This is a genomic window from Anaerococcus sp. Marseille-P9784, from assembly GCF_902500265.1.
Lineage (GTDB): Bacteria > Bacillota > Clostridia > Tissierellales > Peptoniphilaceae > Anaerococcus.
This window is the reverse complement of the sequence record NZ_CABVOZ010000002.1, coordinates 246972-261702: the sequence shown is the minus strand read 5'-3', so window position 1 is coordinate 261702 and position 14731 is coordinate 246972. Positions and strand designations below refer to the sequence as shown.

Sequence of the window (14731 nt, the reverse complement as noted above, 5' to 3'; positions counted from 1 at the left end):
TTAGTACATGTAATCACTAAAATAATATTTGTTGTGAAACTTTATGAAAACATGATAAAATAATTTTATTGATTGAATTTAACAATTAGAATACTTAATTTATAATTAATTGGAAAATGATTTTTGAAAGGGCTATAAGTTTAATTATTCATAGACTATGATCTCTCCACTTCCTTTCCATAATAATTTTCATAGTTTTTCCTATACTGAACAAGGTCAGAAAATTGTTCTTTATTCAAAGAATACTCTTGCATAAGGGTGTTCTTTTTTTCTTGCAATTTATCGAGGTTTGCTAGTATTTCTTTTGTGTTTGGTAGTTTTTTATAGTTTTCTAAAATTTCTTTAGCGGCTATTTTATAAACAGAAAGTTCACTATAATATTCTTCTGCAAACTGATTATCTTCAGGATTTTTCTTGTGGTATTTATAGATTTCATGATACTTATTTATAGAATTTATATTTTCCATATCTTGGGATAAACTCTTCATCTCAGCTTCAATTTTCTTTATTTTATCTAATAAGTCTTGTCTATCATCAGCAGATTTTTTGATCAGATCATCGAGTTGAGTAATTGAATTAATTCCTTGTTCTCGAAGTTTAATTATTGAATCAGCCATTGTTTTGATATTGTGCTTTCTTGCCCAAACTTCATAACCTTTAGAGGATTGTGCTTTTTCATTAGTAGATATATCAATAACATTTCCTACACGCTTTTTAGTAGGATTAGCTTTGTTTTTAATAGATAAATCTATTCTTTCTTTGATTTTTTCCTCAGTATAATCTTCTCCGATAGTCTTAGCTCTTGTAAATCTTTGCTTATCTTTATGACGAAAAGCAATGTGTTTACCAAACTTAATTTCATAATCAATAGATTTCATATTATCTAAAAATTCTTCCCACGATTTAGACTTATTAATCATTCTGTCTATATCAAATTGCAATTTAGATTTCCAAGAATTGCCTTTCTTGTTTTGGTCATATTCATACCAAGATTTACCAGCAGTTTTATATTTTCTTTTGTAAGCTTCATAATATTCATCAATGACTGAAAGCATATTTTCTTTACATAATTCGTCACTTTGATACCTAATTTTATGGTAAGACTTTTTGTTAGATTGGTAGCATTTACCAGTCTTGTAATTAACATTATTAAAAATAATATGGTTATGGATATGCCATCTATCTATATGAGTTGCAAGAACAAATTCATAATCTTCTTTTAAAATTTTCTTACATAATTCCATTCCAATTTCGTGAGCTTTTATAGGATCAACCTCTCCAGGTAGAAAAGATTGAATTAAATGTCTAGCCAAAACTGTACCTTTAGTATCATTGTCTTCTCGTGTTTTCATAAACTGAATATGAGCAGTAGATGGATGACATTTAAATGAAGATACCAAGATTTTTTCATCAGTTTTTTCACTCCTAGTTATATAATCTATTGCCAAATTTAGAGTTGATTTTATAGGATGTATTTTTGTAATTGCCATATTAATCACCAGAACTTTCTTTTGATTTATTAAGAAGTAGGGAATGAATCTGCCATATTTCTCTTGATAATTTTTCTATTTCTTTATTCATTGCTTCAATTTCATTTTTGTAAATAACACCAGTTGTATTAGTAGCCTTGGCGATCTGGTTTATATTATTTGTTGCATTTGAAAGTAGCCATTGTAAGTTTCTAAATGGTTCTAAATCTACAACATAAATTTCTTTTTCTAATACACATTTCCTAAGAAAGTGGGACATAGTTTTGCAGTTTGCAAGTTTCATTTTCTTTTCAAAAACTTCTTTTTCTTCTCTAGTTAATTTTATTTCTATTCTTTCATTTCTAAATCTATTTGCCATCTTATTCTCCTTTATAAAATATATTTCGGGGTCTTAGGGTTCTCCCTAACAAGGTAAAAATTAAAAAAATGGAGCATTCCGTAAAGGTATGCTCCATTAATTTTTTCGTAAGTGTCTGTACACTTACTGTGCTTGCTACATAAGCTACATAAGAATAAATTAGATATCAAGCGTTAAGCAAGTTTTGAATTTGTAACTATATTATAACAAATAATCGTGGGCTATTCTATATAAAGATTGCCAAAATACAGATAATGATTGAGGTTACAGAACTGTTAATATCATAAATGGTTTTTAGAAGTTGAAATTGTAGAACTAATGCTGTGAAAATTAGAATTATCTTTTCTATATTCACGTGGCGTGCATCCTACATGTTGTTTGAAAATATAAGTAAAACTGCTTTGATGAGAATACCCCACAGCGCTAGCGATTTGTTGTATTGATAAATCATTTTCTAATAATAATCTTTTTGCTTTATCTATGCGGCAGTTCTTAATAAATTCTACAATTGTATATCCATATATTGAGTGAAATAGTTCAGACAGTTTAGATTTGCTCATATTGCACATGCGTGCATACATTTGAATGTTCGTTGGATTGGAAAAGTTTTGTTCTAAATAGTGACCAAGACGATGAAGTGCTTCTGAATCTTCTTTGTCTATAACATTGTGAACAGCATTGCTTTTCCAAGATAAAAATGCTTCGATTATTTCTAATATTTTAGCCTCATAGAATAGTTCCGAGATTTCTGATGTTGGTGTGTATGTGGCAATATCATCAAGTATTGTTGAGATTTTTGGTATAAATAGGTCTGTACCAATTCGAGGGACTATTTCTGAAAGTGAAGAAAAGTCTTGATGAAATATTTTTGGAAGGTATTCTTCATAATATTCAGGGAAAATTGAAACTCCAACACTGTCTAACCAAATCCCAGCAGGAATTATATATTCATGCTCGCCATTATCAAGGTAATAACCAATAAGTTGATTTTTTTGATTACAAGAATTTTTTTTAATTGCTCTTGCAACATAAAATGAACTTTGGGAAAGTACCAACATTTTAGGGTGATAATATCTGTAATGCATTTCATTATAAAAACAAAGATGGTAAATATTTATAGAACAAAATGCATTTACAGGGTATGTCCATAGATATCCTTCGCCAGTACTATCTTTTGGCACCATGGTAAAACCACCACTGGGTTTGATACCAGATTTATCAGGATTTAGATTTAGTTGAGAAAATAAACCGGAATAAAATTTATCAGCATACATTTGCGGCGCTCCTTTTTATAAAATGTCCAAAATTTTTAGTATAATGTCCAAACAAAATTTGGAGATATTGCAAAGGATAACTTTGCATATTATAATAAATATATGAGTTAGCTAGGTCTAACCTTTTGTATATATTATATGCTGAACCACAAGGGAAATCAAGTAAAATGAGTTTATAAATTAATAATATGTATTGGATAAAATACTAAATGATGTTTCTTGAGTATCAAGCGTAAATATAAAAAATTAAGGAGGATGTATTACATGACAGATAAGAAAGGTTTGAATCCAAACAGATTAAATGGTAAAGATTTAATCAATGCTGGGATTTTTTCAGCGATTTATGTGGTTATTATTATTGCAGTCGCATGCACTTTGGGGTTGATTCCAATTGGCTTTTTACTTCTTACTTTTGTTGTCCCATTTGTAGAAGGTATTCCAATGATGCTTTATTTTACAAAGATAAAGAAATTTGGAATGCTAATAATTTTACAGGCAGTAATTGGGATTGCCATGATTTTAACAGGAATGGGATATGATCTATTGATTTGGGCAATCATAACAGGAATTGTTGGAGAACTTATTTTGAAAGCTTCCAAATACCAAAAGAGCATGGGGTGTGTTCTTGCATATGCAGTATCGAGTATATGTATTGCGGGAAATTATGTACATTGGCTCACAGCGAGTCAGGAATGGTTAAAGAATAAGGCAGCTAGCTATGGAGAAACATTTATGTATTCTGTTTATGGATGGTTTCATAGTAACTGGTGGTTATTCCCTCTTTTGATTGTTTCTTGCTTTGTGGGCGGCTTTCTTGGCGGGATGATTGGTCGTAAGGTTTTGAGGAAACATTTTGAAAGAAGCGGGTTGGTGTAATGATTTCTGAACTATATCAGAAAAATGCAACGGCGGATAAACTATATCTTGATCCACGAACAAAGATATTGATGTGTTTGCTTGTATCAACTACTTTGCTCAGTGGTTCTCCTGTTGGATATTTAAAAGTTTTTCACACGATACTTTCACTTTTGCCGTTTGTTTTTTTGATTGTTTTAAAGAAGGTGCGAGCAGTAGTTTATTTTTTTGCTTTGTATCTTTTTGCACTATTTGTTCCAGATCTTCTTGCACCGCATTTACCAACTTGGTTTAACCTCTTGTTTACGGGAATAATTGCATTTTCGGTAGAAATTATTCCTGGTTATATGATGGCATATTTTATTTTTTCAACAACATCTGTAGGCGAGTTTATTGCAGCTATGGATAGAATGCATGTTACGAAAAAACTTACAATTCCTATTTCGGTAACATTTCGTTTTTTTCCTACCATTAGAGAAGAATATGTAAATGTGCGAGATGCTATGAAATTGCGAGGGATAGGTTCTTTTCGCAACCCTCTTATGATGTTAGAGTTTAGGATGGTTCCATTTTTAACAAGCATTGTATCTATTGGTAATGATTTGGCTGCTTCTGCACTTACAAGGGGACTTGCAGCACCTAATGAAAGAACTAATGTAAGTAATATTGGGTTTACGCGGAGAGACTATCTTGTTTTCGGCAGTTTAATTATTTTTTATATCCTTTATTTTATTCTTATGTTCAAGCAAAAGGGGGCTTTATGATTAAATTTGAAAATGCAAGTTTTGTATATAAGAACGGGCAGAGAAATAATGGTATGCGAGATGTGAGCTTAAATATTCCGGAAGGTCAAGTTGTCCTGCTTTGTGGTGAATCTGGTTGTGGAAAAACAACTCTTACAAGAATGATAAATGGTCTAGTTCCGCATTTTTATGAAGGGGAAATGTCAGGTGAAGTTTTTGTTTGCGGAAACAATGTAGCTGAATGTGAACTGTATCAGCTAGCGTATTATGTAGGATCAGTATTTCAGAATCCAAAATCCCAGTTTTATACAGTTAAAACAGATACAGAAGTAGTATTCACATGTGAAAATCTCGGAATGGAGAAACAACTTATTTTTGAACGTTTTGAAAATATTGTTGAGGCTCTTGATATTACTGCATTGCTAGGGAAAAGTCTTTTTTCTCTATCTGGCGGGGAAAAACAGAGGGTTGCTTGTGCTTCCGCTATAGCACCTAATCCTCCAATAGTCGTTATGGACGAGCCTACTTCCAATTTAGACACGCATACTATCGCACAGCTGCGAAAGATTATTAAAAAATGGAAGCAGGATAGAAAAACGGTGATAATTGCTGAACATCGTTTGGAATGGCTTATGGATTTAGCTGATCGTGTGATATATATGAAAAATGGACGAATTATAAATGATTATACAATAGAACAATTTAAGAAAATCAGTAAAGAACAATTAAAAATTATGGGGCTTAGAAGTAAGCCTGAATTTCAAAAAGAGAATAGAGCAACGGATAATGCTGGAAAAATAGAGTTTGTTGATTTTAGTTATACTTACAAAGGAGAAAATAAACCGGCTCTTTCTATTCCTTATATAAACCTTCCGGAAAACTCTATTATCGGCATTGTTGGAAACAATGGAGCAGGTAAATCTACTTTCGGACATGCTTTCTGTGGTTTGGAAAAAAGGTCGAAAGGGGATATCTTTCTAAATGGAGAAAGTTTTAAAAGAAAAAATCGAATCGAAAGTACTTATATTGTTATGCAGGATGTAAATCAGCAGCTTTTTACCGAAAGTGTATTTGAAGAAGTCAGGTTATCTATGGAGAGGTTAGGATTGTCTCATGAAGAACAGGAGAAAAGAACAAATATTATTCTGAAAGAGTTAGGGTTGGAAGAATTTAAAGACTCTCATCCCATGTCTTTGTCCGGAGGGCAAAAACAACGTGTTGCAATGGCTAGTGCGCTTGCATCTGATAAAAGATTTCTCCTATATGATGAACCAACTAGTGGACTTGATTATATGCATATGATTGAGGTGGCAGATGCTATAAAGCGTATGAAGGCGGCGAGACGAACGCAATTTGTGATTACGCATGATTCGGAGCTTGTTTCAAGATGCTGTGATTATATTCTATTTCTTGAATGTGGGGAAGTAAAATGTATTGGAAATATAGATGATATGGCAATACAGGAGACACTTCAAGAATTTTGGAATCAGGTTTACATGTAGATGAAATGATGAATTAAGCTTTAGGTTCTTTTTTAAAATAATGGACAAAATAAATCAGCAACTTTGATTGTTTGTTTTGATTTTGCTTTTGCAAGAGGTACTAAGATGCCTCTTGCAAAAAAAATAACATAATTGATAGTACTATTATCAATGTACAAGGGGGAATTTTATGGCGAACCAAGATATTAGCATTACTCCTAGATTATTGGAAAATGCAAAAAAAGAATTTAAACGAAATGGGTTTGAAAAAACTTCTTTAAATGTAATTTGTAAAAATGCAGGCATAACTACTGGAGCGTTATACAAGAGATTTAGTACTAAAGAAGATTTATTTAATAGCCTAGTTGAAAAACCCGCAAATAGACTCAAAGAATTCCTTGATAAAGAACATAGAGATTACAAAAAATTACACAAAGAGGAGCAAATAAATTGTGTCTTTAAAAATTGGGAGAATGAAGATAGATTTATTGGATTGATATATGAATACAAGGAAGAATTTTTAATGATTTTAAATTTATCAGGTGGAACAAAATATGAGTTCTATTTTGATGAAATTTCTAAAATAATTACAGATGCAACCATACAATTTATTAGAACTAACAATAAAAGTGATGTAGATGAATTTATTTTGTATGAACTTGTTCATATATTAGTCAGTTCATATATAAAGGGAATTTTAGTACCTCTTTCCCAAAATATGAATTTAAATGAAGCTAATATTTACATTCAACACGTTAAAAAATTTTTCTATGCTGGATGGAAAGATTTGCTGAGAATATAAGATTTGGAGAAGAAAAATGTTTAAATTATACAAAAAATTATTTAAGTATGTTCCTGAAAGAAAAACATTCGCATATGGTTCAATGCTATTAGCTGCTATTTCCACAATATGTTTAATGGCTTCTTACTGGTATTTGTGGGATTTGTTTTGCGAATTATTAGTTACCAAAGATTATAGTGCGGCTATAAAAGATAGTAAATTGATTGTAATCTATATGGTATCGTATGGAGTTATTTACTTTGTGGCATTGATGGTATCACATATGCTTGGTTTTAGATTAGAAACAAATATCAGAAAAACTGGGTTAAAAAATCTAATCAATGCTTCTTTTGCTTTCTTTGATACGAATCCGTCAGGGAAAGTAAGAAAGATTATTGACGATAATGCTGGAGAAACACATTCTACAGTGGCACATTTGATTCCTGATAATGTTGTTGCAGGAATGTTGCCAATTTTAATGTTTATTATGACCTTTGCTGTTGATTATAGACTTGGTATTTTGTTGGCTATAACAATTGTAGTAGGTATTTTTCAATACAAATCAATGTATGGTGGAGAAGAATTTATGATGGCATATTCTAATTCTCTGGAGAAAATGAGTTCAGAGATAATTGAATATGTTAGAGGAATGCAAGTATTGAAGATTTTTGGGATAACCGTTCGTTCCTATAAAAGTTTATTGGATGCAATTCTCCAATACTCAAAAAACACTTATGAATATTCCTTAAGTTGCAGAAAGCCGTATGTGTCATTTCAAACGTTATTTAATACCTATTATTTGATATGTATTCCTTGCAGTATGTATTTTATAACAAAAGGAGAACAAGCTGGGATGATTCTTGCAAAAGTAATCTTCTTTACTTGTTTTTCTGGGGTTATATTTTCATCATTTATGAAAGTTATGTTTGCTTCACAAAATAACTTTAATGCCGGACAGGTAATAGATCGTTTAGAGAATTTGATAGATGGAATGAAGAATGAAAAATTAGAACATGGTGAAAGAAAAGAATTTAAACATTATGATATTGAGTTTGATAGGGTTTTCTTTAAATATGATGAAAAATATATTATAGAAAATTTGAGCTTTAAGTTAGATGAGGGAAAAACTTTTGCTTTAGTTGGACCATCTGGGTCAGGGAAGTCAACGATAGCGAAATTGATATCAGGTTTTTATTCTTTAAATAGTGGCAGTATAAAAATTGGTGGTTATGATATACGAGAATATAGCGAGGAAACATTACTTCAAAATATTTCATTTGTATTTCAAAACTCAAAATTATTTAAAGCCTCTATTTATGAAAATGTAAAAATGGGTGACCAAAATGCGACAAGAGAAGAAATTATGAATGCTCTGCATTTGGCAAAGTGCGAAAGTATTTTGGCAAAATTTCCTGAAAAGGAGAATACCATTATAGGCTCAAAGGGAGTGCATTTATCAGGTGGTGAAGTACAAAGGGTTGCCATTGCAAGAGCTATTTTGAAAAAATCTAAGATTATTATACTCGATGAAGCTTCAGCTGCTGCAGATCCCGAAAACGAGTATGAACTTCAACAAGCTTTTTCAAATTTAATGAAAGGGAAAACAACCATTATGATTGCTCACAGATTATCTTCAATTAGAAATGTTGATGAGATATTGTTCATTGAAAATGGCAAAGTTATTGAGCGAGGTAATGATACAAATCTAATGAATTTAAATGGAAGATATAGAGAACTTCAAAACTTGTATGAAAAAGCAAATGATTGGAGGGTAATGTAATGAGAAAATATTTACAAAAGAAATTTCAATTAACTGAAGCCGGAGCAAAAGGTCTGGAAAAATCCGTATGGTCTTCATTTGCATATTATGCTATTTATATGCTTCCAATGATTTTAATGATGTTTTTTGTGCAATCTATTTTAGAAAATAAAGGGCATGGACTTGAAACTTATGTTTTAGGAATTGGGATAATCATAATACTTGTTTATGTGGCAACAAATATGAATTATAAAACCACATATAACGAAACTTATAAAGAATCTGCCAATTTAAGAATCGAAATAGCGGATATACTAAAAAAATTGCCATTAGATTATTTTTCAAAACATGATATCTCTGATCTTTCACAGACAGTTATGGCAGATGTTGCGGCAATTGAACATGCTTTAGCTCACGCAATAGGTCATACAATTGGCTATGTTTACTTTTTCATTGTGATAGGCGTGATGATGTTAATAGGAGATTTTAAACTTGGAATTTGTGTGTTACTTCCACTGATTATTTCAGCAGGTATTTTATATTTATCAAAAAAAAGCCAAATAAAGGTGAGAGGAAATCATTACGAAAAATTAAGAGAGATTTCAGAAGAATTTCAATCATCTATTGAAATGAGTCAAGAAATAAAAAGTTATGGATTAAAGGAAAATACGATAGAAAACATTTCTAAAAAGCTTGACGAATCCGAAAAAATTCAAATGAGAGCAGAAATTGTTCAAGCTTTCCCAGTAAGCTTGGCTGGATGGATCACAAAGTTATCTATAGGTATTACAAGCGTTGTTGGACTCCATATGTTTATAAGTAATGAGGTGCCTTTGTTATATTTAGTTGGATATATTATTGCAGCAACTAAAATCTCTGAAGGTTTAGAAGGTATTTATATGTATCTTGGAGAAATTTTTTATCTTGATGCAAGAATTAATAGAATTAAAGAGTTAAGAAATACTAAAGCCCAAATTGGAAATAATGTAGATTTTGATAATTATGATATTAGTTTTCAAAATGTGGATTTCTCATATTCAGGGAAAAATAAGAAAGTTATCAATAATGTTACTTTTACAGCAAAACAGAACCAAATTACTGCACTTATTGGACCATCAGGTTGTGGAAAATCAACATTATTAAAATTGATGTCAAGACTTTACGATTATGATAGCGGTCAGATTTTAATTGGGGGTCATGATATTAAAACAGTAGATACTGAGTGCTTATTTAAAAAAATTTCAGTCGTATTTCAAGATGTTGTGCTGTTTAACACTTCTATTATGGAAAATATACGCATAGGAAATACGAATGCAACGGACGATGAAGTGAGAGAAGTAGCTCGAATTGCCGGTTGTCAAGAAATTATAGACAGGCTTCCTGAGGGCATACAAACAATTGTGGGAGAAAATGGGGCAAAATTATCAGGAGGTGAAAGACAGAGAATTTCAATTGCAAGAGCCATTTTGAAAGATGCACCAATTATTCTTCTTGACGAAATTGCAGCTTCATTGGATGTAGAAAATGAAGCAAAAATTCAAGAAGGATTAAATAAACTTATAAAGAATAAAACGGTTGTCATTATTTCACATAGATTAAAATCTATTCAAAATGTAAACCAGATAATTTTGCTTGATGAGGGCAAAGTTGTGTCAAATGGTACACATGATGAAATTTATAATGAATCACAGTTATATAGAAATATGATTGAAAAATCTGATTTGACTGAAATGTATTCGTATTAGGAGAAATAGTTAAATATGAAAGAACAATTAATAGCAAAAGACCGATAGATTTATTCTTTCAGTTATCTATTCCAGCAGTAATAACAATGATAGTTATTGGTCTTTATCCACTTATTTATGGAGTACTTATGATGCTTATATTTATCTATAATGAACGGAGGGAAAGGGAGATGAACAAGTGTATAAGTTACCTTGTAGAATTGAAATGGAATAAAAATACTCCTTTTTTCTATAATTCTTGTAGTTGTCTGTCTTTATATATTCTCGTCTAAACAATTAAATATAGTAAAAGAAAGAACGGATTTCTTTCATTTCAGAGGACTTCTTATGCCAAGATGCAGGAGTCCTCCTTTTTTGTCTGAATAACAAATAGACAAAAAAGAAATGGAGGAAACTTTATGGCAAAAGAGTATTACCTTTATGTCAACGGACAAAGGGTTAAAGTCAGCGAGCAGATATATAAAGTCTACTGGCGAGAAAAAGAACACGAAAAATATTTAGAGCAGGTGGACAAAAAAACCACTTGCTCTTTTTTCGTCCCTAAATCATGATGGGAATTTTGAAGATAATTTAGAAGATAAAAATATTGATGTAGAAAAAGTTGTAGCTACACAAATGATGATTGAAGCACTAAGAAATGCTATGTCAAAGTTAAATAAGGATGAACGGGAAATCATTGAAAGATTATATTTCAAAGATGAGACACTTCGTGCAGTAGCAAAGACTCAAAATATATCACATCCTGCTTTAATAAAAAGGCGAGATAAGATTTTAGAAAAACTAAAGAAATTTAAAGAAGAAAGATAGTTTCTGGTTACCAAAGAGGGCAAATTTTCCTTTATAAAGTGAGGGGAGTTTTGTCCTCTTTCTATTTTTAAAACAAAACAATATTTGAACCATAACAATTAAATAGACCAAGACAAGACATTAATCATTTTTGGAGCGTAATAACCTAGCCGCCAAGATCTTTCTGCTGAATAATTCGGCAAAATAAGTACTGCTAAGCAAAAAAAGGGAAGAAGAAATGGAGCGATAAGTAAGAGTTTGAATATAGGGAGGGATACCCTATCCGCTATGAAGAAAATGAGGATAATGATACTTCTAAGGTTGAAGCCGGCTCATCCGGAATAGAGGCGGAGGTGAGATTCCTATGTTGCTAATCCAAGGCACTTGTCAATGTCAAAAAACTTTAAAATTAATATTTTTAAAATACTATTTGGAGGATTTATGATTAATGAAAATATAAAAGGAGTTCGTATTTGTGAAAAAGCATTTCTAACATTAAAAGAAGCATCTGAATATTTCAATATTGGTCAAGATAAAGTTAGACAATTAACTGATGAAGATGATTGCAAATCTGTATTATTTAATGGAAGTAAACGTCTTATTAAGAAAAAGTTAATGGAAGAGTATTTAAATAGACAATTTTCTATTTAGAGATGAAATTGAATAAAGAGCACGCATAATGTGGCATAATAATTATAGCGTGTTCTTTTATCAAAAAAGGTGAATTTTTATGGTAAGAAGATGCAAAGATAGTAAAGAGGGTGTTTTAAAAGACGGTGAATATCAAAGGTCAAATGGCACTTATGAATTTAAGTGGCAAGACAAAATAGGTCGTAGAAAATCTATCTATGCGAAAACTCTAAAAGAATTAAGAGAAAAGGAATTAGATATTTTACGCAATACTATAGATGGAATCAACAATGAAGGAAGTAGCTTATCTGTAAATGATACTTTTAAGCTATGGACAAAGGTAAAAAGAGGTTTACAAGATAATACCTTTAAAAATTACATCTATATGTATCAACAATTTGTCGAACCGACTTTTGGTTGCATTAAACTATCTGATATTAAAAGATCTGATGTTAGAAGTTTTTATAACAGATTAAAGGAAGATCAAGGATTGATGGTTTCTACCATAGATTGTGTTCATACTGTCTTACATAAGGTTTTAGAATTAGCAGTGGATGACGAATATATAAGGTTTAATCCGTCTGATAATGCTTTAAAGGAACTGAAAGTAGCTTATCGAAATGAATCTCCGAAGAAAAAAGCCATGACAATAGAAGAACAGATGCTATTTGAAGAATATTTATCTAATAGTGATGAATATAAAAAATGGTATCCAATATTCATTGTTATGCTTTGGACAGGTATGAGAGTTGGAGAAGTTACAGGATTGCAATGGGACGATCTAGATTTTGATAATGGTCTTATAAATGTAAATAGGACTTTGGTATATTATAGTAAAGGTAAAGGATTAAACAATAGATATGCTATTAATACACCGAAGACAGCATCAGGTAAGCGAAGTATTCCTATGGTTCAAAAAGTAAAAGATGCTTTTCTTATGGAAAGAGAGTTACAAAAGACTTTTGGAATCGAATGTTGTGATTCAATCGATGGATTTAAAGACTTTGTATTTTTAAATAGATTCGGAAAGGTTCACAATAATGGAACACTTAATAAAGCTTCAAGAAGAATTGTTAGAGATTGCAATTTAAGTATAATGGATAAAATAAATCGAACTCTAATGATATTCTATTAGTTCCACATTTAAGCAATCACATTTTTAGACACACCTTTGCTACAAGGCTTAATGAACAAAATATAAATACAAAAGCAATGCAGTCTATTCTAGGTCATTCTGATATTAGTACAACAATGGATATATATGTAGATGCAACAGAAGATTTTAAGATAGAACAGATGGGGGAATTTGAAAAAGCAATGAAATTTATATTTTAGAATTTACGACAGCTTACGACAAATTTACGACAATTTGCTAGAAATCTATGGGCACTTATAGAGAGTTAGCAAATTGTCGTAAATGTAGAAGTACCAAAAAATAGACTTTTATAGAGATTTAGACAATTATCTAAGGTAGAGGGGATTTTCCCAACAATGAAGCCAGTTGGCAAAGAAAAAACTGAAAATTCTGGTCAAGATTCTAATGAAAATACAAATCAAGAAAGTGGGAAATCAATAAATCTAGATCTTTCAAAAATCAAAGTTGAACCATTATTTGAAGATATGGTTGATTTTGATACATTCTCAAAATCTGATTTTAGAGTTATAAAAGTTAAAAATTGCGAAGAAGTTCCAAAGTCAAAAAAACTATTGAAATTTACATTAGATGATGGTTCTGAAAAAGAAAGAGTTATTTTATCTGGTATTAAGGAATATTACAGCGCAGAGAGCTTAATTGGAAAGACACTACTTGCGATTTGTAATCTTCCTCCACGTAAGATGATGGGAATCGACTCAGAAGGTATGATTATATCTGCAATTTGTGAGTACGACGGAGAAGAAAAACTAAACTTAATAATGTTGGATGATAATATTCCAGCAGGATCAAAATTATATTAAAGAACACGCTAATTATAAAACTGGGATTTGTTATGAATCCCAGTTTAATTTTTATTGTTTCACTTTAGTGAGTTGAGCGAACGAAAGAGAGCGAAACAAAAAACCACCTGCTATGCAGGTGGAGGGATTTAGCTTTAGCTTCAAGCGCCAAGAAAGCCCCCTTAAAGTATAATTGTGATAGTCACATGCACAATTAAGTAAGGAGGCACTCATGGATAAAAATACTTTATCACATACAAGCTGGAGATGCAAATATCATATAGTCTTTGCACCAAAATACAGAAGACAATTAATATATAGACAACTAAGAAAAGATATAGGAAACATACTTCGAGAATTATGTTCAAGAAAAGGAATAAATATAATAGAAGCAGAGCTATGTCCAGATCATGTCCATATGCTGGTAGAAATACCACCGAAATATAGTGTACCAGAAATAATGGGATATTTAAAAGGAAAAAGTTCGCTGATAATATACGATAGACATGCAAACTTAAAATATAAATATGGAAACAGACACTTTTGGTGTAGAGGATATTATGTAGATACAGTGGGAAGAAATGAAAAGAAAATAAAAGAATATATACAAAATCAATTAAAAGAAGACTATTACACTGACCAAATAAGTATAAAGGAATACTACGACCCGTTTACGGGAGAGGAAGTCAAATAAAAACAAATAAAAAAACTGCTTCAGCAGCAGTTGGGATAGTGGTGCATGTGATGAAATACTCGAAGCCCCAATAGGGGTGCGCCGGTATTCGCGCCTTATAGGCGCTGTGCAAACTACCAGCTTAGCTGGTAGTTTTGATTGTTGCAATAATAGAATTATTAAACTATATAATAAAATCAATAGGAAAAGAATAGACTATA

11 protein-coding genes and 3 pseudogenes are annotated in these 14731 nt (G+C 31.1%); 11 read left to right on the top strand and 3 right to left on the bottom strand.

The window, feature by feature from the left end; translation table 11 throughout:
* Positions 1 to 155: 155 nt before the first annotated feature.
* The 3 genes from GAN53_RS05125 to GAN53_RS05115 form a co-directional block, all read right to left on the bottom strand.
* Positions 156 to 1490, bottom strand: a complete 1335-nt coding sequence (locus tag GAN53_RS05125; RefSeq protein ID WP_151409848.1) for a relaxase/mobilization nuclease domain-containing protein — start codon at positions 1488 to 1490, stop codon at positions 156 to 158.
* Between the two features lies 1 nt (position 1491).
* Complete coding sequence (locus GAN53_RS05120; protein WP_148472995.1) at positions 1492 to 1848, bottom strand: plasmid mobilization protein; 357 nt, start codon at positions 1846 to 1848, stop codon at positions 1492 to 1494.
* 281 nt (positions 1849 to 2129) lie between these two features.
* Positions 2130 to 3122 (bottom strand): helix-turn-helix domain-containing protein, encoded by a 993-nt coding sequence (locus GAN53_RS05115; protein ID WP_019132798.1) that lies wholly within the window; start codon positions 3120 to 3122, stop codon positions 2130 to 2132.
* Between the two features lie 264 nt (positions 3123 to 3386).
* Here GAN53_RS05115 and GAN53_RS05110 point away from each other — a divergent pair, with 264 nt between their 5' ends.
* From GAN53_RS05110 to tnpA, 11 genes and pseudogenes are all read left to right on the top strand, one after another.
* Positions 3387 to 3998, top strand: coding sequence for an MptD family putative ECF transporter S component (locus tag GAN53_RS05110; protein ID WP_019132797.1), 612 nt, complete (start codon positions 3387 to 3389; stop codon positions 3996 to 3998).
* On the top strand, positions 3998 to 4741 hold the full coding sequence (locus tag GAN53_RS05105) for an energy-coupling factor transporter transmembrane component T (protein WP_019132796.1): 744 nt from the start codon (positions 3998 to 4000) through the stop codon (positions 4739 to 4741). Before GAN53_RS05110 ends, GAN53_RS05105 begins: the two co-directional genes overlap by 1 nt.
* Positions 4738 to 6222 (top strand): ABC transporter ATP-binding protein, encoded by a 1485-nt coding sequence (locus GAN53_RS05100; protein WP_019132795.1) that lies wholly within the window; start codon positions 4738 to 4740, stop codon positions 6220 to 6222. Before GAN53_RS05105 ends, GAN53_RS05100 begins: the two co-directional genes overlap by 4 nt.
* A 169-nt stretch (positions 6223 to 6391) precedes the next feature.
* Positions 6392 to 7003: a TetR/AcrR family transcriptional regulator gene (locus GAN53_RS05095; protein ID WP_019132794.1), complete on the top strand. Its 612-nt coding sequence runs from the start codon at positions 6392 to 6394 to the stop codon at positions 7001 to 7003.
* Positions 7004 to 7019: 16 nt separating this feature from the next.
* Positions 7020 to 8762, top strand: a complete 1743-nt coding sequence (locus tag GAN53_RS05090) for an ABC transporter ATP-binding protein (protein WP_019132793.1) — start codon at positions 7020 to 7022, stop codon at positions 8760 to 8762.
* Complete coding sequence (locus tag GAN53_RS05085) at positions 8762 to 10486, top strand: ABC transporter ATP-binding protein (protein WP_131748360.1); 1725 nt, start codon at positions 8762 to 8764, stop codon at positions 10484 to 10486. Before GAN53_RS05090 ends, GAN53_RS05085 begins: the two co-directional genes overlap by 1 nt.
* 398 nt (positions 10487 to 10884) lie before the next feature.
* Positions 10885 to 11293: pseudogene (locus tag GAN53_RS05080) on the top strand (sigma-70 family RNA polymerase sigma factor).
* Positions 11294 to 11713: 420 nt separating this feature from the next.
* Positions 11714 to 11923, top strand: a complete 210-nt coding sequence (locus GAN53_RS05075) for an excisionase (protein ID WP_151409795.1) — start codon at positions 11714 to 11716, stop codon at positions 11921 to 11923.
* A gap of 79 nt (positions 11924 to 12002) precedes the next feature.
* A pseudogene (locus tag GAN53_RS05070) lies at positions 12003 to 13237 on the top strand (tyrosine-type recombinase/integrase).
* Positions 13238 to 13381: 144 nt separating this feature from the next.
* Positions 13382 to 13858: pseudogene (gene metG / locus GAN53_RS05065) on the top strand (methionine--tRNA ligase subunit beta); the annotation flags it as partial.
* Between the two features lie 211 nt (positions 13859 to 14069).
* The gene (tnpA, locus tag GAN53_RS05060; protein WP_151409847.1) at positions 14070 to 14531 is read left to right on the top strand and encodes an IS200/IS605 family transposase; all 462 of its coding nucleotides are present in this window, start codon (positions 14070 to 14072) and stop codon (positions 14529 to 14531) included.
* Positions 14532 to 14731: the final 200 nt, after the last annotated feature.